At 40.6% G+C, this 23,190-nt stretch carries 20 protein-coding genes; 4 read left to right on the top strand and 16 right to left on the bottom strand.

Annotated elements, in window-relative coordinates; genetic code table 11:
* Window positions 1-75: 75 nt before the first annotated feature.
* The 6 genes from CVD28_RS26175 to CVD28_RS26205 form a co-directional block, all read right to left on the bottom strand.
* The gene (locus CVD28_RS26175; RefSeq protein WP_101597600.1) at window positions 76-1,044 is read right to left on the bottom strand and encodes a sugar phosphate isomerase/epimerase family protein; all 969 of its coding nucleotides are present in this window, start codon (window positions 1,042-1,044) and stop codon (window positions 76-78) included.
* The gene (locus CVD28_RS26180; protein WP_101597601.1) at window positions 1,041-2,075 is read right to left on the bottom strand and encodes a Gfo/Idh/MocA family protein; all 1,035 of its coding nucleotides are present in this window, start codon (window positions 2,073-2,075) and stop codon (window positions 1,041-1,043) included. The genes CVD28_RS26175 and CVD28_RS26180 overlap by 4 nt, the downstream gene beginning before the upstream one ends.
* The gene (locus tag CVD28_RS26185; RefSeq protein ID WP_101597602.1) at window positions 2,075-3,115 is read right to left on the bottom strand and encodes a Gfo/Idh/MocA family protein; all 1,041 of its coding nucleotides are present in this window, start codon (window positions 3,113-3,115) and stop codon (window positions 2,075-2,077) included. Before CVD28_RS26185 ends, CVD28_RS26180 begins: the two co-directional genes overlap by 1 nt.
* A 13-nt stretch (window positions 3,116-3,128) precedes the next feature.
* The gene (locus CVD28_RS26190) at window positions 3,129-3,851 is read right to left on the bottom strand and encodes a ThuA domain-containing protein (RefSeq protein ID WP_101597603.1); all 723 of its coding nucleotides are present in this window, start codon (window positions 3,849-3,851) and stop codon (window positions 3,129-3,131) included.
* A gap of 388 nt (window positions 3,852-4,239) precedes the next feature.
* On the bottom strand, window positions 4,240-5,820 hold the full coding sequence (locus CVD28_RS26200) for a response regulator transcription factor (protein ID WP_101597605.1): 1,581 nt from the start codon (window positions 5,818-5,820) through the stop codon (window positions 4,240-4,242).
* Complete coding sequence (locus tag CVD28_RS26205) at window positions 5,817-7,637, bottom strand: sensor histidine kinase (protein WP_101597606.1); 1,821 nt, start codon at window positions 7,635-7,637, stop codon at window positions 5,817-5,819. Before CVD28_RS26205 ends, CVD28_RS26200 begins: the two co-directional genes overlap by 4 nt.
* 599 nt (window positions 7,638-8,236) lie before the next feature.
* On the opposite strand from CVD28_RS26205, the gene CVD28_RS26210 reads away from it, so the two are divergent.
* The 3 genes from CVD28_RS26210 (at window position 8,237) to CVD28_RS26220 (ending at window position 11,433) form a co-directional block, all read left to right on the top strand.
* Window positions 8,237-9,205: a carbohydrate ABC transporter permease gene (locus CVD28_RS26210; RefSeq protein ID WP_101597607.1), complete on the top strand. Its 969-nt coding sequence runs from the start codon at window positions 8,237-8,239 to the stop codon at window positions 9,203-9,205.
* Window positions 9,205-10,032 carry a carbohydrate ABC transporter permease gene (locus CVD28_RS26215; protein ID WP_101597608.1) on the top strand — a complete coding sequence of 276 codons (828 nt, stop codon included), beginning with the start codon at window positions 9,205-9,207 and terminating at the stop codon, window positions 10,030-10,032. Before CVD28_RS26210 ends, CVD28_RS26215 begins: the two co-directional genes overlap by 1 nt.
* A gap of 96 nt (window positions 10,033-10,128) precedes the next feature.
* Entirely contained in the window at window positions 10,129-11,433 is a 1,305-nt protein-coding gene (locus CVD28_RS26220) for an ABC transporter substrate-binding protein (RefSeq protein WP_101597609.1), read from the top strand.
* A 478-nt stretch (window positions 11,434-11,911) separates the two neighbouring features.
* On the opposite strand, the gene yhbH is transcribed toward CVD28_RS26220, so the two are convergent.
* The 8 genes from yhbH to CVD28_RS26255 all read right to left on the bottom strand — a co-directional run bounded on the left by yhbH (window position 11,912) and on the right by CVD28_RS26255 (window position 20,093).
* On the bottom strand, window positions 11,912-13,084 hold the full coding sequence (yhbH, locus tag CVD28_RS26225) for a sporulation protein YhbH (protein ID WP_101597610.1): 1,173 nt from the start codon (window positions 13,082-13,084) through the stop codon (window positions 11,912-11,914).
* 536 nt (window positions 13,085-13,620) lie between these two features.
* Window positions 13,621-13,791 carry a hypothetical protein gene (locus tag CVD28_RS28385; protein ID WP_180954315.1) on the bottom strand — a complete coding sequence of 57 codons (171 nt, stop codon included), beginning with the start codon at window positions 13,789-13,791 and terminating at the stop codon, window positions 13,621-13,623.
* 435 nt (window positions 13,792-14,226) lie between these two features.
* On the bottom strand, window positions 14,227-14,382 hold the full coding sequence (locus CVD28_RS28390) for a hypothetical protein (protein ID WP_180954316.1): 156 nt from the start codon (window positions 14,380-14,382) through the stop codon (window positions 14,227-14,229).
* Window positions 14,383-14,673: 291 nt separating this feature from the next.
* Window positions 14,674-16,569 (bottom strand): PrkA family serine protein kinase, encoded by a 1,896-nt coding sequence (locus tag CVD28_RS26235; RefSeq protein ID WP_101597631.1) that lies wholly within the window; start codon window positions 16,567-16,569, stop codon window positions 14,674-14,676.
* Between the two features lie 481 nt (window positions 16,570-17,050).
* Window positions 17,051-17,800, bottom strand: coding sequence for an oxygen-insensitive NADPH nitroreductase (gene nfsA, locus CVD28_RS26240; protein ID WP_101597612.1), 750 nt, complete (start codon window positions 17,798-17,800; stop codon window positions 17,051-17,053).
* Between the two features lie 475 nt (window positions 17,801-18,275).
* Window positions 18,276-18,749 carry a tRNA (uridine(34)/cytosine(34)/5-carboxymethylaminomethyluridine(34)-2'-O)-methyltransferase TrmL gene (gene trmL, locus CVD28_RS26245; RefSeq protein ID WP_101597613.1) on the bottom strand — a complete coding sequence of 158 codons (474 nt, stop codon included), beginning with the start codon at window positions 18,747-18,749 and terminating at the stop codon, window positions 18,276-18,278.
* A gap of 51 nt (window positions 18,750-18,800) precedes the next feature.
* Window positions 18,801-19,700: an amidase domain-containing protein gene (locus CVD28_RS26250; protein ID WP_257985989.1), complete on the bottom strand. Its 900-nt coding sequence runs from the start codon at window positions 19,698-19,700 to the stop codon at window positions 18,801-18,803.
* 120 nt (window positions 19,701-19,820) lie between these two features.
* Entirely contained in the window at window positions 19,821-20,093 is a 273-nt protein-coding gene (locus CVD28_RS26255) for an IDEAL domain-containing protein (RefSeq protein ID WP_101597614.1), read from the bottom strand.
* Between the two features lie 275 nt (window positions 20,094-20,368).
* Between CVD28_RS26255 and CVD28_RS26260 the strand changes: the two genes are divergently transcribed.
* Window positions 20,369-21,202, top strand: coding sequence for a VanW family protein (locus CVD28_RS26260; protein ID WP_101597615.1), 834 nt, complete (start codon window positions 20,369-20,371; stop codon window positions 21,200-21,202).
* Window positions 21,203-21,321: 119 nt separating this feature from the next.
* Here the strand turns inward: CVD28_RS26260 and CVD28_RS26265 are convergent, their stop codons facing one another.
* Window positions 21,322-21,594, bottom strand: a complete 273-nt coding sequence (locus tag CVD28_RS26265) for an excalibur calcium-binding domain-containing protein (RefSeq protein ID WP_101597616.1) — start codon at window positions 21,592-21,594, stop codon at window positions 21,322-21,324.
* Window positions 21,595-21,729: 135 nt separating this feature from the next.
* Window positions 21,730-22,869 (bottom strand): tRNA epoxyqueuosine(34) reductase QueG, encoded by a 1,140-nt coding sequence (queG, locus tag CVD28_RS26270; protein ID WP_101597617.1) that lies wholly within the window; start codon window positions 22,867-22,869, stop codon window positions 21,730-21,732.
* Window positions 22,870-23,190 lie beyond the last annotated feature (321 nt).

Raw genomic sequence — 23,190 nt, forward strand, 5'->3', positions numbered from 1 at the left:
AAACGAAGTGTTTATAAAAAGACAGAAGGAGAATGTAAAAGGTTCCTTCTGTCTTTTTTCTTATTGATAGTTCTATTACACCCACCACATCTGCGATGGGGTTTCCTGGATCAGGACTGACTGCAGGTTAGTGACTGCCCGCTTAAATCCTTCCTCAATTGACATGATTGGATCTTCATGTTCAATACTGACAACATAATCATAGCCATACGTGCGAAGGGCGCTCATCATGTCAGACCATTCTTTCATGCTGTGGCCGCAGCCGACGGAGCGGAAGGACCAGGCTCTGGTTTGTACTTCCCCGTATGGCTGCATATCAGACAAGCCGTACATATTAACATTATCCTGGTCAATATATGTGTCCTTGGCATGGAAATGGTGGATTGCCTTTTCTTTTGCAAGGATTTTGATAGCCGCAACCGGGTCAATTCCCTGCCACCATAAGTGGCTTGGATCGAGATTCGCACCAATGGCGTCGCATGTTTCCTCACGCAATTTAAGCAGTGTATAAGGTGTATGGACAAGGAAACCGCCATGAAGCTCGAGGCCGATTTTCACATTATGGTCCTTGGCGAATTGTCCAACTTCCTTCCAATAAGGGATGAGTTTTTCTTCCCATTGCCACTTTAACACGTCGCCATATTCATTTGGCCATGGTGTTACAGGCCAATTTGGGTATTTTGCTCCTTCATGATCGCCTGCAGTGCCTGAGAAGCAGTTCACTACGGGTACTCCTAAAAGCGATGCGAGTTTAATAGTCTTCAAGAGCGTTTCATGAGAATCTTTAGCAAAGCTTTCTTCAGGAGAAATCGGATTGCCATGGCAGCTAAAAGCGCTGATCATCAAATCCCGTTCCTGGATTTTCCCAATAAACTGTGTACGCAACTCCTCGCTTTCAAGCAGAGCATTCAGATCACAATGTGCATTGCCTGGATAGCAGCCTGTTCCGATTTCAACCGCATTCAGCCCTGCTTCCTTTACAGTATCAAGCATTTCTTCAAACGATTTGTCGGCAAATAATACAGTGAATACGCCTAATTTCATTTCAGTACTCCTTCCCTGTTTCCAGACATGCTGTTTTCGTAAATAGCTTCAATAATTTGTGATACCTGTAGGGCTTCTTCCGGCTTTACAATAAGCGGTGCATTTCCCAGACAAGCATCAATGAAGTTTCTCGCCTGCGGCAGTCCTGCATCTTCTTCACCTGGGATGTACACAGGCTGGCTATTTACCAGCATTCCGTTTTCTGTCTTATAAAGTTCCAGCGGGAATACACTTAGTCCCCCGTCCACTCCCGAAATACTGACATGCTCATGATCATCTTTTATATTCGAAGCCCATGATGTTTCAAACAGCATGGATGCTCCATTTTCAAATTTGATATAAGCGGTTACATGGTCATCAACATTAAAGGTTTCGTGGTCAAAATTGCCCCAAAGGTTAACTTGGCCTGGCATCTTGCTTAAAGCATTATACGTACTGCCAACAACATCAGTCGCCTTTGGATTTCCCATTAGCCAAAGAGATAAATCAAGAAGATGGCATCCGTAATCGATTAAGCTGCCGCCTCCCTGAAGTTCCTTGTTTGTAAACACGCCCCACCCCGGAACTTTGCGCCTCCGTAATGCCTGGACTCTTGTTACCAGCGGCATGCCTACTTCCTGCATTGCTCTCTTCGCTGCCGCCGCTTCCTTCATGAAACGGTAGTGATAGGCAATGGCAAGAACTTTCTCTGCCTTGTGGGAAGCCGCAATCATCGATTCACATTCTGCGGCACTGAGAGCCATTGGCTTTTCGCACATTACATGGACTCCGGCCTCCAACGCGGCAATGGTAATTTCAGCGTGGAACTTATTCGGCGTGCATATGCAAACAGCATCCACTTCTGAAAACATTTGATGATACTGTTCAAAAACATATGGAATATTAAGTGTCTCAGATGCCTCTTTTGCCCTTGCAAAATTCATATCACTTAGAGCAGTAATTGTACAATGGTCACTTAACTTAAGAAAAGCCGGAATATGGCGGGACAGTGCAATTCCACCCACCCCAATAATCCCTATTCGAAGCTTCATCACTGCAACCCAGCTCCTACTTTTACAATCTGCTTTGATTCATTTGAGTCTAATGCTGCCAATATTACCTTTAAAGATTTTAGTCCTTCTTCTCCGGTAACAGGCGGCTCATCATCTAAAAGAATAGAGTCTATGAATTTCTCTATTACATGTGAATTATTTTGCCCGCCATCATCATTGGATTGAATTTTTCCAAGCTGATAGTTGACAACATCCCCATTCACATACTGAACAACAAGCGAATTTATTGGATCATCTTCTAAACGGAGGATCGCTTTCTCGCCATAAATAATGGTAGAGTTATCTTCCTTGCTTACGTAGGCCCAGCTGGCAGCAAGTGTTCCAATGATACCGCTTTCTGTTTTTAAAACACAAACCGCATTGTCGTCCACATCCGCAAAATCCTTGGCACTAGTTTCAACAAATGCAGCGACCTCTGTAATTTCTTCACCAAGTACATAACGAAGCAGATCCGTCTTATGAACGCCTAGATCGCCCATCGCTCCGACGAACGCCTTTTCCTTTTGAAAGAACCATCCGCCTTTTCCTTCAACACTCCAGCCTTCTGGTCCGCCGTGGCCGAATGAAGTACGGAAGCTATAAATTTTACCGACTTCCCCGTTCTCAATCAGCTGGCGTGCTTTCTGATGAGAAGGCACAAATCGCTGATTATGGGCTATCATTAGTTTTTTTCCGCTATCCTTTGCTGCTGCTATCATAGCTTCTGCTTCCCCGGCTGAAGTTGCCATCGGTTTTTCACAAAGAACATGTAATCCAGCGTTTAAGGCAGCAATAGAAATCGGCGCATGGAGATAGTTCGGTGTACAAACACTGACCGCATCTGCCAGTCCGCTTTCAAGCAGTTCTTCATAACCAGTAAAGGCTTTAACCCCGAATTCTTCTGCAACCTTTTCTGCCCGTTCTGCAACATTGTCACAAACAGCAACAAGTTCTACTGCTTGATTCGCTGCATATTCGGGTAAATGGCGATGCTGGGCAATACTGCCGCATCCGATAACTCCCACTCTAATTTTTTCCATTTATGTTCTCCCCCTATTTCTTCTTAATCTCTTCCAATGGCTGTGCATTTCCATAAACCGGCCGCTCACGTTTAACAGGCTTTGCCCATTTTACTGCATTGCTGATAACCCGCTGAACTTGCTTATTATGATAGGTTGGGTAGGTTTCATGACCGGGACGGAAGTAAAACACTTTCCCATTCCCTCTTTTATAGGTACATCCGCTGCGGAATACTTCGCCGCCTTCAAACCAGCTTGTAAATATCAGCTCATCAGGAGCCGGTATATCAAAATGCTCTCCATACATTTCTTCTTTTTCAAGTTCAATATATTCGCCAATGCCTTCAGTAATCGGATGACTTGGGCTTACCACCCAGAGGCGTTCTTTTTCATCAGCTTCCCGCCATTTTAAATCACAGCTGGTACCCATTAACTTTTTAAAGATTTTTGAGAAGTGTCCAGAATGAAGAACTACAAGTCCCATTCCGTCTAGGACGCGCTGCTGTACTTTTTGAACGACTTCGTCCTTTACTTCGTCATGGGCAAGATGGCCCCACCAAACTAATACGTCAGTGTTTGCAAGGACATCATCCGTTAAGCCATGCTCCGGCTGATCAAGAGTTGCCGTACCTGCATCCATTCCTTCTGCCTTTAGAAACTCAGCAATCGTACCATGGATGCCATTAGGATAAATATCTCTTACAACCGGATTTTTTTGCTCGTGACGGTTTTCATTCCATACTATTACCTTTAACATGACGAATACACTCCTTTTATAAGCTCACTATACTCCTCTATTGTAGATTACCTATATATTTATGAAACGGCTTACATTGACCGATAGGGTGGAATATATTGATCGATTCTTCAGCCCCCTTAATCACGTTTTGCCTTCTGCGAAAAAAAGAAAAAAGTGGAAGTCCCCTCTGCTTTTTACCGGTGAGAACCCAAGCGCAGTATTACGAAAATTTTTTATTTTCTCAGGCCTGAAGTTTAAATTAATCTTTCAGGCAATAAAGAACCCGGTCTGGAAAATTTTCTCAGAACCGGGATTAAATATTTATTTTTCCATTCCCAAACGATTAGCTAAAAACCCCGCCTGGAAGTAGTTAGCTTCAAAAATTGCAGCAAATATAGCGGCTTTTTTATTTATGACTGTCGCGATACTCATTTGGAGTAACACCTGTTATTTTTTTAAACACTTTACGAAAATATTTGTCATCCTGGTAGCCTGCAATAACGGCAATTTCATATACTTTCATCTGGCTGTTTTTCAGGAGGGATTTCGCCTTGTTCATTCGGACCTTTACCAAATAATCAGAAATATTCACATTGAATTCTTGCTTGAATTTCCTTGAAATATATTCTCTGCTTAAGTAGAATTTATCTGCTATCTCCTGTAGCTTTACATCTCTATCGAAGTTCGCCTGAATATATTTTTCGACTTCATAAATAATATTTACATTTTTCCGGGAGGAGCGCCGTTTTACAAGCTTCAAAAAGATATTAATTTCACGCTTTTTTCTCTCGATATACTTGTCCAGCTGGAAGGTTCCATTTTTATCAAAATATATATCAAGACGTTTTTCTATATTCTCATCTGATTCATTTGCAGGAATATCATACTTTTTTAGCCACCTGTTGCTAATCACCTGATATTCCTTTTCAAAGTGGATTAGCTGCTTCATTGTTAAAAACAAGGGACTTGTAAATTCTTTTGCTATTTGCTCAATCACTTCTTCAAATGCACCAATTTCCCCTGATTTTATAGCAAGCTCAATGGAAGATGAAAAGGCCATTAAATCGATTAGAGGGCTTTTTAGAGGAGCTTCATTTATATAAACCTTTTCTTTCTTATCCAATACATTCACGCTATATAAAAATTGTTTCGCGCATTGATACGAATCAATCAACTTAGAACGTGTATCTACAGGAATCCCTAAAGCTGTAGGACATGTAATATCCATCGCTTTCTGCAGTGCCCTGTATATTTGAAACAGTAATTCTTTTATTCGATCAAATTTATCCCAAAAGATTATCACTACCTCTCCTTTGTTAGATAAATATCGAAAGCCGATTCCACAATCATTTTCTATTAATATCTCATTTATAACGTTCAATATTGTAAAATATGCTAAATCTCTGTCTCCTTTAAACTCACTGATTGTCTTTCCATTAATTTTCACCAGGGCCGCTGTATATTGGCGTGAAAAATGAAATCCAAATTCTTCATACATATTTTCTTTCATGTCAGCGTTATTTAAAAATTGAGTAAGAATCCTATCCCGATAAACCGGCTTCATTTGGTTTAACAATTGATAGCTGCTTTCACTCGATTTACGCTCGGCTTCTTCCCTTTTCCATGCTTTCACCACGTTTTCGAGTGTATTATTCAGCACCTCTGGATCGACTGGCTTCAAAATATAATCTGAACTGCCAAAATGGATTGCTTTGCGCATATAGTGATAATCATCATATCCGGTCACCACAACAGTCTTGCTGTTAGGCTGGTTTTCTTTTATCCAATCCAGAAGCTGAATACCATCCATTTTCGGCATTTTCATGTCTGAAAAAATGATTTCTGGCCGATAGTCACGAATCATTAAAATGGCTTCTTCGCCATTTGCTGCTTCCAAGATATTCTCAATTCCGAATTTCTCCCATTCGCCCAGCAGTTTTATTCCTTCGCGGACGTGCCTTTCGTCATCGACAATCAAAACTTTCAAGTAAGCTGCACCTCCCGCCTGATTACTTTAGGAATCTCGATTGAGACAGTAAACCCTTTATCTTCCTCGCTTTCAATTGTTACCGAAGCCTGATTGCTATAATAAATCTCCAGTCGATCAGTAATATTTTTGAGGCCAATGGCTTCCCTTTGAATTTCTTTCTTTGGGCTTCCTTCATTTACTTCCTGAAGGATGCTTCTTAAACGGTCCTCATTTACCCCTTTGCCATTATCCTGCACAGTTATAGAAACCATTCCATTTTCCTTCATACTCGCAGAAATGAGTATGAAAGCTCGTCCATCCTTCTGGTCAAAACCATGTTTAAAACTATTTTCTACAATAGGCTGTAAAATCATTTTTGGTACCATGATTTTTTCTAATCTATTTTCAATCTCTATTTCATACTCAAAGCGCTCATCAAATCGCTGCTTTTGTAAAACCAGATACGATTGTACATGCTTTAATTCATCAGAAAATGAGACAATATCGTCCTGCATATTCATGCTGTATCTCATGATTTTTGACAATGATGTCAGAAGCGTATAAACCTTGCCTGCGTTATGCTGGAGAGCCAATGTCCCTATGGATTGAAGTGCATTATAAAGAAAATGCGGATTGACCTGTGATTGCAAAACCCTCAATTGCGATGATTTATTTTCTATTTCCAGCTTGTATTCCTTTTGGATTAGATCATTGATTGTAGCAATCATCATTTTGAAGTGCCTTCCCAGTTCCCCAAACTCATCATTTCCCAATGAGTCAAAATCTGCTTTCAATTCACCTTTTTCAACCCTTTTCATGTTGGCAATCAACACTTTTATAGGTGCCGTAAACTTGAAAGAAGCGGCCATTGTGGCTATCACCACAATAACAATTGTAACAAGTCCTATTAAAATATTAATATAGGCCGTTTCTCTGGCGCTTTGATACAAAAAGTCATAAGGAGTCCGTTTTACAACATACCAATCTTCGAGTGCTCCAGAAAATTTATCATGTACTATTACACCCGAAAATTCATCATCTTCCCATTCCATACTTTTGTTTATGCCAGAAGAATGTTTTACCTTCTGGAACCAATCCTGCTGATTCTTTTTCCCTATTAAACTCTCATCAGAAGAGTAAACAATTAAATCGTCTTCATTCATAATATAAAAGTCTTCTACATCTTTCCTATATAAACGGTTGGCTATAGCATTTAATTGAGAAAAGTTTATATCTATAGAAAAAAAGGCAAGCGGTGTAGCAGACGGAATATCCCTTATCACATGGTGAAAACTGATTACATTTTTCCTGCCGGTGTCCGGGATAACTGACAAATTGTTATAACTGTAAATTTCATGAGTCGGTTCAATGACTGTGAATTCGTTTGACATACTTAATTTACGGTAGTAAGGATGAGCATAAATATTCTTATAATACCCGCGGCCGCTTGGTGTTGAATGGTAGTTTGTATATGAATCTTTCCCTTTGTGTATATAAAGATGCATTTGTTCAATTTCAGGGCGTGTGTTGTATAGATAGACGAGTATCCGGTTTATTTCCTGCTGGTTATCCCGTAAATCACTGGATACTCCAACTCGAAACACATTCATTAATGGAGTATACCTGTATAGGATTGTAGTCATTTCTGAAACTTCTTTCAAATAAGCGGAAATGTCCTCTTTACCATTTTCAACCACATCCTGATTGCTCGATACAAAGCGGTCCTTGAGTGACTCCGTCGTATAATAATAGGTTATCGCAATGGCCGATCCAAAAGGAAGAACTGTGACAGCCATTAACAAGATGATTAATTTTTTTCGAATGCTCCATCCCATACATACCTGGTTAGTTTTCTCGCAAACCGAACTAACCTGCCCTCCTCTTATAAAAGCCTTAATTTATATTATCTTTCAGAATTGTAACCGTTTTAATCATTGTAGCATAGAGTGACAGCCGCTCTAATAATGTAAATTCTGTAATGGCTGCGCGAGAAGGTTTCATCAATTTTGAGCTAAAAAAATTCAAGGCAAGAACGCCTTCTTCCGGAATTCGTCTTATACTTGTCGGACTTGCACAGGACAAGGAACGCTTCGGCAGCGATACATCGCACGAAACAAAGCGGGTAGCTTTGTGAGGATGTGCTGGCGTCGACGTTGGCACAGGCCGTGCCAGATATTAGCTCGACGTTCCTCTTCCAATCCGCTTGCGCATTTCTTATATGTCCAGCTCCAGCGTCTAGCCCACTGTGGAAAAGATAAAAGCCCTCGTAAGGCAAAAAGCGCCTTCCGGGACTTTTCCTATTTCCTTCGCGGGCTGTTCAAGCCGCTTACACATTTCTTATATGACTGTTCAATATTTTCCACCCTACTGGTCAATGTAAGCCGTTTCATAAATTTTAATTTCCTCTAAAATAAAGTTATCGGAGGTGCAGTATATGGACAATCAGACTAAATTGGAAAATGGAAATTCAACCCCTTTGAATCTTACAAAAAGCGTAAACGTTTCTAAGTCTGTACCCGTAAAGAATAATAAAAAGCTGAAAAAGGCAGGTTTATTTGCTCTTTTTGTCGGGCCAGCCTTTTTAACTTTTACATTAATAGTTCTGGTACCCTTTATTACGGGAATTTATTATGCGTTTACCGATTGGAACGGGGTCACAGGTACAGTAAATTGGGTAGGATTTGACAATTTCAAATACTTGTTTACCGAGGATAAGCAGTTTCAGCAATCATTCCTGCTTACGCTAAAATATACAACAGTGGCAATCATTCTTACCAATTTGGTAGGATTCGGATTAGCCTTAATGGTTTCACAAATGCTGAAAACCAGCAATATACTACGGACAGTATTTTTCCTGCCCAATCTGATCGGCGGCCTGCTGCTAGGATTTATCTGGCAGTTCATATTTATTAGAGGCTTTGCATCTATCGGGGAATTAACCGGGATTAACTTGTTTGAAATGGCATGGTTAGGCGATGAAAAGACAGCTTTCTGGGGAATCGTCATTGTCAGTGTCTGGCAAGGAGCTGGCTATATTATGATCATTTATTTAGCAGCATTGCAAAATGTTCCTCAAGATATTGTTGAAGCAGCCAGGATAGACGGAGCGAACAGATGGCAGGTTCTTCGCCATATAACAATGCCGATGGTGGCTCCAGCTGTAACAATCTGTTTATTCTTGACTATTTCCTCTTCATTTAAGGTCTTTGATGTTAACTTATCGCTTACAAACGGCGGTCCTTTTAAATCCACCGAAATGTTAGCGCTTAACATTTATACAGAAGCATTTGTAAATAATCGATACGGTATTGGTGAAGCAAAGGCCTTGATCTTCTTCATCGTTGTAGCTGCTATAACTACCCTTCAGGTTATGATCACGAAGAGGCGGGAGGTCGAATCCTAATGGGAAACAAATATACAGGCAAAACATTTATCATAGAGATCATTGCCATCCTGCTTGGTCTGCTCTTTTTGGTTCCGTTCTATTACGTAGTTTCAAATTCCTTGAAGACGTTTGCAGAAATACTAACGAATACTTCAGCACTGCCGGAAGTTTTTCAGTTTCAGAACTATGTAAACGCATTCGAGAAGCTTAATTATTTAAAAGTTTTCACTAACTCGCTGCTTATTACAGTAATCAGCAATGTAGTTCTTGTGGTCTTCTGTTCCATGGCAGCTTACATGCTTGTTAGAACCAAAAAGAAAATCTCAAATGTTATCTTTATGATTTTCGTAGCTGCGATGGTAATTCCATTTCAGTCCATCATGATCCCGCTCGTCAAGACTGCAAGCAACTTTGGATTATTAAATAGCATTTGGGGCCTTGTCATCATGTACTTAGGCTTCGGATCAGGGATGACGATTTTCTTGTATCACGGCTTTATCAAAGGAATTCCTGTTGAGCTCGAAGAAGCTGCCATCATTGATGGATGCTCACCTTTCGGAGTATTTTGGAGAATCGTTTTCCCATTATTGAAACCGATTACAGTTACAATCATGATTTTAAACAGCTTATGGATTTGGAATGATTTCCTCTTGCCATCTCTTGTTCTTCAAAATCCTGAATTACGTACTATTCCATTAGCAACCTTCTTCTTCTTTGGACAGTACACAAAGCAATGGGATTTGGCATTGGCAGCATTAGTCATGGGTATCATTCCGCTATTGATTTTCTTCTTCTCGATGCAAAAACATATCATTAAAGGTATTACAAGCGGTTCCATTAAGTAATTTAAACAGGGAACACTCTTTGCCTGGCCATCCCGTACAAAGCTGGCCGGCAAAGATCCATATAAACAAAGGTTAATATATTAGGAGGGAAAAAGAATGGCTTTTAAAATGAAAAAATATTCGCTGGCAGCAGGAATTCTATCTGCTTCACTACTTTTAACAACTGCTTGTTCAGGCGGCAGTGACAGCGCATCAGGAGACAAAAAGGAAACTGGAGGAAAAAAGGATGAAAAAGTTGTCCTTGAAATGTTCCAAGGGAAAGTTGAAATTGCAGATCCTCTAAAAGCATTAACAGACCAATATACAAAAGAACATCCAAATGTTACATTCGAAATTACAACAGTAGGCGGCGGTGCTGATACTGCTGCAGCTCTGAAGGCTAAGTTTGCTTCTGGCGAAGGTCCAGATATCTTCACAAACGGCGGATATCAAGACGCAATTACATGGAAAGAGAAATTGGAAGATTTGTCAGACCAGCCTTGGGTGGATAAAGCGTTTGATGGTACGCTTGGACCAATGACAATGGATGGTAAAATTTATGGCCAGCCTCAGAACCTTGAAGGCTATGGATTTACTTATAACAAAGCATTATTCAAAAAAGCAGGAATCACTGAACTTCCTAAAACATTTGCTGAACTGGAAGCAACTGCGAAGAAATTGAAGGATGCGGGTATTACTCCATTCTCCGTCGGCTACAGCGAGTGGTGGGTACTTGCGAACCATGGCTTAAACATTCCATTTGCGTATCAGGAAGATCCAGATGCATTTATCAAAACTTTAAATGATGGCTCAGGCAAAATAGCAGGCAATGAGCACTTTAACAAATACTTTGATCTGCTAGACTTAACAATAAAGTATGGCAACAAAAACCCGTTAACAACAGACTACAATACTCAGGTTACACTGTTTGCTACTGGCGAAACAGCTATGATTCAGCAAGGAAACTGGATCCAGCCAATGCTTGACAAAATGGATCCAAACCTGGAAGTGGGTATCCTTCCAATGCCATTAACCGACGATCCTGCAGTAGGTGATAGACTGGCAGTTGACGTGCCAACTAACTGGGTTATTCATAACGCAGCTCCTGAAGCAGATAAAAAGGCGGCAAAAGATTTCTTGAATTGGATTGTAACTTCTGACTACAGCAAAAAAGCAATTGCTGAAGACTTCAAATATGTACCTGCCTTTGAAGGAATTGAAGGAAAAGGAATTGGAGCATTAGGTGAAGAAGTTCTGAAATATTCTCAAGAAGGAAAAACCTTCTCATGGCAATTCATGAAATACCCGGATGGGGCAGGACAAGAATTTGGTGCTGCTCTCCAATCATATGTTGGAGGAAAATCATCCAGAGAAGAAGCAATGAAGGCATTTGACAGCACTTGGGCTAAATTGAAGAAATAATCCTGCATTAAGACTTAGGCTCTTCCTATATACGGGAGAGCCTTTTTCTGTGGAAAAGGGGGCGGATCTGCGCCCTTTATTCTGCGTAACAAGATTAATAAAATTAATATGCAATCCATTAGGAAGTTGTATGGTTTAGCTTCGCTCACCGCCTTTATTGTATTAGTATGTCTAACTATTTTTGCTTATTTCCATGATTAGGCTGGGAGTTGAGACTCATGAAAGTTTTCTATGCAATATCCATCGCCACCCGGCATCCATAAAATAATAATTCTTAAAATCGGACCTGTTTATCCATCCATCCTTCCAGCAGACTTTTGAAGATCCGCATATAAATTTTTCCAACATAAAAAAGGAAGCCTGTTAACAGGACTTCCCTTCTAGCTCAAATAGCTGCCTTTTTACAGCCGGTATCAGGTTTGTATCCTTTTTGCTATCGGGCAGCTATTCACATACTGTTTGTGAATACCTTCCTCTGTCACGCATGCATCTTATTCTCTTCCTTTTTAAAGAAACTCTTCATGGCATGAAATACGTCTGATTTTTGTTTGAGGATATAATAGCGGAATTTTTCATTGTTGATATTTTTGTAGGCACCCATTAAGGTAGAGTGGCGGTTATATTGGTTAACTTCCCCATAGCCGAACATGTTTGAAACCTTCATCAGCTGCTCGACCAGTTTTACACATCGGGCATTATCTGAGGTGAGATTATCGCCGTCCGAGAAATGGAATGGATAAATGTTAAATTTGGATGGATTGTACTTGCTCTCCACCAATTCCAGTGACTTGCGGTATACGGATGAACAAATGGTTCCACCGCTCTCACCTTTAGTGAAAAAGTCTTCTTCAGACACAACCCTTGCTTCCGTATGGTGAGCAATGAATTCAATTTCGACAGTTTCATATTTAGTGCGCAGGAAGCGGGTCATCCAGAAGAAAAAGCTCCGGGCCATATATTTTTCCCATAAACCCATACTGCCTGATGTATCCATCATCGCGAGCACGACGGCCTTTGAATCGGGCTTAATTACTTCATTCCAGGTCTTGAACTTTAAATCTTCCGGGTAAATCGGATGGAAGCCCGGGCTGCCGCCCATAGCATTACGCTTGAATGCTGACATCATCGTTTTCTTTTTATCTATATTCCCCATTAATCCTGTTTTTCGGATATCGTTAAATTCAAAATTCTCTACCTGATTTTCGTCATTTTCTTTTCTCTGCAGATTTGGCAGCTCCAGTTGGCTGAATAAAGCTTCTTCAATTTCAAGCATTGATACTTCTGCTTCATAATAATCTTCACCAGCTTGATCTCCTGCACCCTGGCCTTTTCCGGGACCTTTTTGCTGGGATGGGGAACCATCACGTGCCACTACATCCCCGACCTTGCTCTCACCGTCTCCCTGGCCTACATGTTTGTTTTTATCATAGTTATAGCGAATTTTATATTCATCTAACGACCGAATTGGAATTTTTACAACATCCCGGCCATTGGACATGATAATGCTTTCCTCGGAAATTAAATCCGGCAAATTATTTTTAAGTGCTTCCTGTACCTTTTCCTGATGTCGCTGCTGATCGTCATAACCTTTGCGGTGGAGGGACCAATCTTCCTTAGAAATCACAAATTGATGATTATTCACATCCGTCATTTACCTTCCCCTCCTAAAAAAATTTTTTCAGACAAATTTTATCCATTAGCATACAATATGGCGAGTGTCCAATTTTCCAGGTATAATTACCTTTTCCTTTATTCTATACATCCAATGACAATATTCTATTCCTTTTAAAGATGGAAAGATAAAGGATTGTATTACTCTATCATATGCGACATATGAAGAATAATTTACAAATTATTTAGACAATGGGACATACACGAATGATTTGGACAAGTATGTTTCCTATTCTGGGGCAAAAAGACTACCAAAAGGGTTTATCGCTTTCATTTTGTCAGCTCTGTTAGCGCATCTTTCCCCAACCAAAAAAACCATTTTTCATCCTCCCAGCCTATGCCTGGAAAAAGAAAAGAAGTTAGCACATGCTAACTAGAGGGCGGTGGTGAATGAATCTAAAAAAATATAACGTTATTAAAGATTTTACATCTTAATTTAATTAATTTTTCAGCTCGAACAAATGGCACAGATCCCCTTTTCCTATAAAAAAAGCCTCCGCTAAATAGCGAAGACAGTTATTTCTTCTCAATTTCGTGCTGTACCGGATCCGGTCTTTTATCCCATTGCTTAAGTTCTTCATTGGTTCGAAGATTTTCCATCTGCTTACCGAGATTTTTCATTTCATCCAAATTTCTAGCCATTGAGCTATTTTCCGGTACAGAATCTTTCTTTACTTCGTTTACCATATAATCACCTCTACTCCGTATATACCCGCTTTTCTTGTGCAAGAAACCGGCTGAAGGCTTTCATTCGAAAATTTAGCATAGCAGTTACATAGTATTTATAGCATTTGGTCTCTACACGAAAATGGGTATTTACTCGCCAAAATCGATGGTATACTCTCCAAAACCCTGAAAATAGGCCTTACTTTCTGCCAGGTCTATTTTCAGGGTATTTAAAACTGTATTTTCATGAGTTTTAACTCCCAGCCTATGCTTGGAAATAAGATAAATAGTTTGCACACGCTAATCCAATAAAGGCGGTGTCAGCGAAGCTATACCTTACAAATTCCTAATCGAAAAACATTTTATTTTAAGTAAGATTTTTACCGGACAATAGGCGCAGCTTCACTCCTTATCCATAAAAAAAGCCCCCAGTTTCAGAACCGGAAGGCCACCCTCCTAACTAGGCTCTACTTCGTCCCAGGATAAGGTTGTAACACTTGTGTATTCACCTTTTTTTATCTCTTCTTCTGTCGCCTGCCGGTCAAATTCCTCATGGTCGTCTATACCGGGGGCAACCATGTTTTCTAGGTTTTGTTCATCTTTTTTCTTCATAAAAGAGTCATCTCCTTTTAGCTTTACAATCCCCCGAAGCTCCGGGCGATATACAGGTCCACATTGTTTAAATATCCCCAATAGCAGAGGACAGCTTAGCCGAATGGATTTTCGTGAAAACGCTCATTAATTCCGTGAAGAATAAATTTTATTCCGTGAATGCAAAACGGAATTCCGTAAAAATCAGGATAATTTCGTGAAAGAGCTTTTTTAATTACTCTATACTTAAAAACAATTAAACACCCTGCCAGCTTTGCCGGCAGGGCGTTTCGCATATTTTAAAATGGTTTGCTACCGATTTAACAGACTTCCAACATATCGAAGCAGCTCGTTTGCGGAAGTGGAGTTATAACCGTGTTCATCAATCAGCCTTGCCACTACTTCATTCACCTTTTTCAGCTGGCGTTCATCCGGCGTTTTTGTAGAAGTTGTAATTTTGACAACATCCTTCAAGTCTGCAAACAGTTTCTTTTGTATAGCTTCACGCAGACGGTCATGTGAGTTGTAATCAAATCGCTTGCCTTTGCGGGCATATGCCGAAATCCTGATTAATATCTCCTCGCGGAAAGCTTTTTTCGCATTTTCAGAAATGCCAATTTGTTCTTCTATAGAGCGCATTAATTTTTCATCCGGACTAATTTCTTCTCCGGTTAATGGATCATGAAGTTTCGACTTATTGCAGTAAGCCTCTACATTATCCAGATAGTTATCCATCAGCGTCTTAGCCGACTCTTCATAGGAATACACAAACGCTTTTTGTACTTCCTTTTTAGCGATTGTGTCATATTCTTTTCTCGCTAGGGAGATGAAGTTTAAATAACGTTCCCGCAGTTCAGCTGTGATCGACGGGTGCTGGTCAAGCCCTTCCTTTAGTGAACGAAGAACATCTAGTGCATTGATGGATGGATTTTCTTTACGGATGATTGTGGAAGAAATCCGGTTAATCACATAACGCGGATCTATTCCGCTCATGCCTTCATCCTGGTACTCCTTTTTGAGCTCGTCGACATCTGCCGAGTTATATCCCTCCACACTCTCACCGTTATACAGCCTCATTTTCTTGATTAGGTCGATGTCACTTTTTTTCGGATCCTTAAGCCTAGTCAAAATTGTAAACATGGCAGCAACCTTTAGAGTATGCGGAGCAATATGAACATTGGAGACGTCGCTTTCGCGAATCATTTTTTCATAAATTTTTTCTTCTTCCGTTACCTTTAAATTGTACGGTACCGGCATTACAATGATTCTTGAATGCAATGCTTCGTTTTTCTTATTTGAAATGAAAGAACGATACTCAGTTTCATTCGTGTGTGCTACGATTAGTTCGTCTGCAGAGATTAACGCAAACCTGCCTGCTTTGAAATTGCCTTCCTGGGTGAGGGAAAGCAAATGCCACAGAAACTTTTCATCACATTTTAGCATTTCCTGGAATTCCATCATGCCTCGGTTGGCTTTATTCAGCTCACCATCAAACCGGTACGCCCTTGGATCAGATTCAGAGCCATATTCAGCAATCGTTGAAAAGTCGATGCTTCCAGTTAAATCAGCAATATCCTGCGACTTTGGATCAGAAGGGCTGAATGTCCCGATTCCGACCCGTTTATCTTCGGAAAGGAAAATCCGCTCTACGATAACATCCTCAATCCGGCCGCCATAATCCTGGTCCAGGCGCATTACATTAAGCGGAGACAGATTCCCTTCAATTCGGATGCCATACTCTTCGAAAAAATCATCCCGTAAATTATGAGGAATTAAATGGAGCGGATCTTCATGCATCGGACATCCTTTGATCGCATAGATGGCACCATTACTTTTATGTGTATAGTTTTCAAGACCGCGTTTTAACATCGAAACCAGCGTGGATTTTCCGCCGCTGACAGGACCCATTAACAGCAAAATCCGTTTGCGGACATCAAGCCTTTTGGCTGCCGGATGAAAATATTCTTCTACTAACCTCTCAAGCGATTCCTCTAACCCAAACAGCTGGCCGCTGAAAAAATTATACTTTCTCTTTCCGTTAACCTCTTCAATCCCGGCATCTTTAATCATGTTATATACACGCGAATGTGCTGACTGTGCAACCAACGGCTGTTCTTTGATGATTTCCAAATACTCCGCGAAGGTGCCTTCCCATTTAAGCTTGTTCTCTTCTTCCCTGAACTTTTCAATCTTTTTCAAAATATCCATAAAGGAACCTCCCCCTGTACCTTTCAGAGATGATACTATACTGTATGCACGGAATATCTTAATCATGATAATGAATAAAAAAGCACGTTTATATGTTGAAAATTCTCCACAGGTTTTCATTCACACACTCCAGGGGATAAGGTATAATATCGATATAACTATAAATTGGGACAATAAGGGGCAAAGGAGGACAACATAGTGGGCACAATTGTGATTATTGGTGTGACAATCGCTTTCCTTTCAGCTATTTTCACTGCTGGCTATAACGACAAGCCAGGCGTTAAATAAGAAAAGCAAAAGGTTCCTGACAAAAGGAAGGACAGATAAGTGTACCTGCCCTGTGCGTCTAAGCTTGGCAGTGGAGCTAGCTGTCACTACATTTTAATGGGTATCTTACATAATAAAAAACGGCTGATTCTGCTATCAGCCGTTTTTCTTATTGCGTTCTAATTTTTGGCTCAATGTCTAATATTTTCTTTTATTATCTTTTATTCATGTTCCTCTCTTCCACAAATTCCTTCATATACATGCGGCTTTTTGCTCCAATCATTTGAACCATCTGCTCTGTCCATGTATCTTTTCTTTTTCCGTCTGTTCTTTCCTCATAATAATCAGAAATCGTTTCATTGTAGTTCGTCAGTTGCTTCCTAAAACTAGCTTCATCAGTATTATAACCGTTTTCATGGTAAATGTTTTCAATCGGCAGACGAGGCTTTTTATCATTTATCTTATTGGGGTAACCTACTGCCATGCCAAAAAGCGGGAGCACTCCATCAGGAATATTCAGCAAATCACATACTGATGGCAGATCATTTCGGATTCCGCCAATATAACAAATGCCAAGCCCCATTGATTCGGCAGCCAGGGCTGCATTTTGTGCGGCCAATGCGGCATCGATGCAGGCAACCATAAACTTTTCCGTGCTTTCCAGCGGCACCTGCAAATCAGTTCCTTCCATTTCCGCCAGAATTCTATGTCTGTTTAAATCACCGCAAAAGACAAAGAAATGACCATTGTTCTCGACGTACGACTGGCCTCCAGCGAGTTCCGCCAGCTTTTGTTTTTTCTCGCGGTCTTTCACGCCAATAATCGTATAACCCTGGATAAAACTTGATGTTGAAGCAGCCTGGGCGCTTCTGATAATCGTTTCAATTTGCTCTGCCGTTAAGGCTTTCTCCTCAAAAGAACGAATGGAGCGGTGGTTCAAAATAGTTTCGATTACATCATTCAATTGCTTTCACCTCTTGTATCAGCATTCCCTGCATGAATAAGGAACAAACTTTTTTGGCTTCCTTGCGGGATAAATAATTCACTTATATATTAATACTCTATCGTTCAGTACACAATCTTCGGTGCTTTCTTACCACAGCACAGGGTTCCATCTGCCAATTTCCCTCTATTCAGGATTAAGGTGGGGCAGGTTACGGATTTCTCCTTGGAGGGCCCTGCAGAAAAAAGCCCCGTTTATAAAAACAGGGATACATTCACGGCGGTAACGCGCCATTTTATAAGCAAAGGCATTAAATTCTTCTTCGAAATTACGGAATTATCCGCTGGTTATCTGTATTTTTTGATCGTCAGAGCTTAGACCAGGTTCAAATAAATGCCTTCTGAAATATTGCCAGCGCATAGATTTTTCTCTGCGTAAACCTCACTCATTTTCCTAACCCTCATCAGCGTTAGATTAAACCTTTATTGTTAACTTGTTATAACAAATTAGGATAATCCTGCTGCCTCAGAGCTTCATAAATCAAGATTGCCGCAGTATTCGACAGGTTCAAAGAACGAATATTTTCGTTCATCGGTATCCTGAGACCACGTTCCTGCTGCTCCATGATCAGATCCTTAGGAAGCCCTGTCGTTTCCTTGCCAAAAATAAAAAAATGATCCTTGTCACGGTCGCTGAAATCAAAATTCGTAAACGTCTTCTTTCCGAATTTTGTAATATAGTAAAATTCTCCGCCCTTATTCGTCTCAAAAAAATCGTCCAAGGAATCATAATAAGTAATGCTTACATGCTCCCAGTAATCCAGACCAGCTCTTTTGAGCATTTTATCGTCCGTTGAAAAACCCAGCGGACGGATTAAGTGCAGCCTCGTATCCGTTCCGGCGCATGTACGGGCAATGTTCCCTGTATTGGCTGGAATTTCAGGCTGATATAAAACAACGTGTATAGCCACCAAAACTCACCTCATGAATAAACTGTACCAAATATTATATCACTATTCGTCTCAATCCCCATCCAAAATCGTAAAGAACTTATATTTAATATTTGGCGTATAGGCAGTTGAATCTTTATATGCCCAGTTTCTCATCCGGCTGTTATAGGTATGGGCATTAACGAGCGGCATCCCGTTCGCATCTTTGGCGGTTACTATTGTATTATGGTCAAAACGGCCATCTCCCTGGAAATCATAACAAATTACATCTCCAAGCATCAGTTCTCCAGGTGTCTTAACCTCCTTTGCCCTCAATCCGGTTCTTGAATTGGAAAGATATATTCTGAGTGCATTGGCAACAGACCAGCTATAGCTCCAGCTATTCCTTGACATCCACCATCCCTTTGAACGATTAGGAGCACCCCACATTGGTGCGCCTCCAGCGTGGAGGCATTGAGAGATAAAATTGGTGCAATCCACCTCAAACTTCTTATAGGCAGGGTTATAATCATTCCACCATCGTTCCGCATACCTTACCGCCTTTAAACGGTCGTATGTGTAAGCTACCCGTTCATCCTCAAGCCTTTCTAAACTGAAAAAACCTCCTTCCCCAGCCTCCATCTTGAATACGTCTCCATCTTTGATTTTATATTTTGGAGTAATCTCACAGTCTTCCTGCAGTTCCCCAGAAATAAATCTGGCCTGCCGCTGCTCCAGCTCTTCTTCCAGGTAAAAAAGGTCGCCATGTTTAATTAAATACTGCATATGAACAGAATAGTCCAATACCGTTTCATCCAGGTCCTTCCTCTCCGCAATCACCTGCCCGGCCGCCTTTACCTTCACTATGCTTTTGCCGTCCTCCGCAAGGGCACCTATTTTCCGAATATCACCTTCATTTTCCTGCTTGCTCTCCAAATTGCCTGCCAGATGATTAACCCTTTCATTCAGCAGGTTTTCAAGATGTTTCTTCAAAGAAAACCCTCCTTCTCATATCTTCTATTTATATGCTATGAGGGCTTATTCTTATAAAGCACGTGATAAAAAAGAAAGAACCGGCATTTTAACTCGCCGGTTTTCTGACAACTTCCTATTTTATATTTTACTTTCCCAGTCATCTGATGTTAAAGCGAGAAATCTTGCCTCATCCTTTTCATCCAAGGCTTTATCAATCTCGCTGTATCTTTTATTTTGAAGATATTGGCGCTGGACTTTTTTTATAATCTCATTAGCTTCTCCTGTATATTCGGTATATTCCTGAAGCAGGATTTTTCTAGTCGTGATTTCATCCTTGTTCATCATTGCGCGCAAATAAGAAGCACTGTACTTGTCATTATCGAATAGATTGGATTTATATTCATGGTTCATGATGATACCTGCCTTCCTTTTTTTAATTTATTAGGTTAATACCCCAAAAACCAGAAAGATAACAATATTAAAAAAGGTTCTTTTATGTTAAAAATTTTACATTTTTTCAAAAAGAATGTAACAATCCTCTTACCAATACGTCATATGTAATGTAGAATGAACATACAAATAGATATCCATTTCATCTATTGGAGGAGAACAAAATTAAGAGATTCGTATTATTAGTATCATCGGCGGTATTTTTCAGCGGGTGCAGTTTAACGGAGCAGTCCCAGATGACCATGGCTAAGAATTCGGCTAGTGAAAAGGCTTTGTCTGCAAAAGCAATGGCAGGATCAGCTTTAAATTTAATAGATAGCCGAACCAAAGATGTAGTTGAAACATTTGCCCCTAAATCCTTTGAAAAAGAGATATTGGCCAAAGAGGTGGATAGCCTTGTCGGCCAAATGGCGGACAAATTCGATAAGCCAATGATACCAGCCCGAATTGGGGAAAACGGCAAATTAATTCCTGGCCAAAATCGAATTGTTTTAGATGAAGAGGCATTAAAAGCTTCTTTGTTAGAAGCTTCGGTTTTTGACAAAGAAATTGCCCTTCCCATTCAGGAATCTGCCCCCAACGTTTCCCAGGAGGCACTCACATCCGTGCAGCAAAAAGTCATCGGCAGCTATAAAACAAAATTCAACCCAGCCGTGCCTGGCCGGTCATATAATATAGCATTATCCGCAAAGGCTATCAATCAAATCGTCCTCGGTCCAGGAGACCGCTTTTATTTCAACTTAATAGTTGGGGAAAGGTCGGTAGAACGGGGTTATCAGAAAGCGATGGAAATCGTTAATAAAGAATTCGTGGAAGGTATTGGCGGCGGAATCTGCCAGACATCAAGCACCCTTTATAATGCTGTTGAAAGGGCTGGTCTGGAAATTATTGAACTCCATCATCATTCCAAAACTGTCGGCTATGTTCCAGAAGGTAAAGATGCCACCGTATCTTGGGGCGGAAATGACTTTAAATTCCTTAATAACAAAGAATATCCAATTATTGTTAAAACAATTATGGATGGAAAAAGAGGCAGCCTTGAAGTTCAATTGCTCGCTGCTGTAAAGTAATAATAAAAAAAGGATAGATCATAGCAGAACACTCTGCTGATCTATCCTTTTTTGTGTTAAAGTAATGCTGCACCTATGGCTGCGTTGTCTCCATTTAAAACTTATTTCAAAACCAGCGGCTATTTTTCACAGGCAATTAAATCATTATCACGATCACTCTTTTTATTGGCATCATATAGTGCCTTCGAAACAAAGGGCTTAAATTTCGTTTTTCCACCTTTATTTTTCACAGCAGCTGCACGGGCAATGCCGCCTTTATAAACCTTATTCAGCTCGGTACAGTTCTTATAAGTAACTGTTTTTGTTTTTGCTGCTTCTGCTTTATCGATAGAAATAAATGTAACACCAAGGATCAGGACAAATGTCAGGACAACTGCAGAAAATTTTTTCACTCAATAAAACCCTTCCTATTATTTACTCTATTGTAAATAATAGTATGAACTTTCAACTAATTCAACAGTAAATATTGTAACAATAAAAGAAACTTGTACGCATATTAAATATAATAAAAAGACAGGTTCCCCGCCTTACACTTGTTTTAATAGCTTCATTCCTTTTTCCATTTCCTCGATGGCCTCAGGATCCTGCTCTTTTTTAACCGCTCGAAGCAAGGCTGTTTCAGCTTCATTTCCGCCAATTTTACCAAGAGCCCATGCGGCTGTTCCGCGCAGAACCGGGCGTGGATCATTTTCCATAACCCCTATCAGATCGGGAATTGCCGTTTCATCCTTGTAGTGTGCAAGCGCCAGAATCGCGTTGCGCTGCAGCGGTTTTTTTCCTCTCCAAGAACCTGAAATATGGCCATACTTTTCTTTGAAATCACGGTTGCTAAGTGTTAAGAAAGGCTTGAGTAATGGTTTAGCTATTTCCGGATCGGGCTCCATTTCAGGATGTAAATGATAGTCCTTCCCTTTGTTTTCCGGGCAAACAGTCTGGCAAGTATCACATCCATACAGCCTGTTGCCAATCTTGCTGCGGAACTCATCGGGCAGGAAACCTTTCGTCTGAGTTAAAAATGCAATACACCGCTGGGAATTCAATTGTCCCCCCTGGACAAGTGCACCGGTCGGACAAACATCAATGCATTTATTGCAGGAACCGCATTTGTCTTCCATAGGAGTATCCGGCTCGAATGGAATATTCGTTACCATTTCCCCAAGATAAACATAGGAGCCAAATTCCGGAGTAATAATGGCGCAGTTTTTACCGCTCCAGCCAATACCGGCCCTTTGGGCAACAGCCCGGTCGACCAATTCACCGGTATCGACCATTGATTTCATTACTGCTTCCGGTAAACGGGAAATAATGAACTCTTCAAGCAGCTTCAATTTTTTCCGCAAAATTACATGGTAATCCGTTCCCCATGATGCCCTGCAGAAGATGCCGCGTCTTTCGCTTTTAGTGCTTTGCGGAGCATTCTTCATTTTTGACGGGTAAGCAAGTGCAATCGAAATGATTGATCTGGGTGTGGCTGAAAAAATCAGTTCAGGATCCACTCTTTTTTCAATATCCTTCTCTTCAAAACCTGACTGGTACCCCAATGCCTCCTGCTGCAGAAGCCTGTTCTTCATCTCGCTGAACGTATTCGCAGTCGTAAAGCCTATTTTGTTTATCCCAATTTCCCTGCTGTATAATATAACTTCTTCTTTAAGCTGGTTAAAATCCATAATTTCCCCTCCTTCCTAGAAAAGAGCTGGTGCAAGTCATTTATATTTGTGAAAAGAGTTAAACATCGTCATCTTTTTTAGCTCTGTCAGACTTGCCTGTTGATTTCCGCTGTAGTGGCGGTCCATGGCCTCCTCGGCGTTGCCGCCTGTGGGGTCTCCCTTGGTCCGCTTCTTCCGCAGGACGTTAAATAAGCATCCTCGAATAAACACCGCACGAAGGAAATGCGAATGCATTTTCGAGGATCTAGCACCTTCCGCTCCAATCAACATAGTACCAAAACTAACATCTAAATTTAACATCGTTATCTTTTTAAAAAATAT

Source organism: Bacillus sp. M6-12 (assembly GCF_002860285.1).
Classification (GTDB): Bacteria; Bacillota; Bacilli; order Bacillales; family DSM-1321; genus Peribacillus.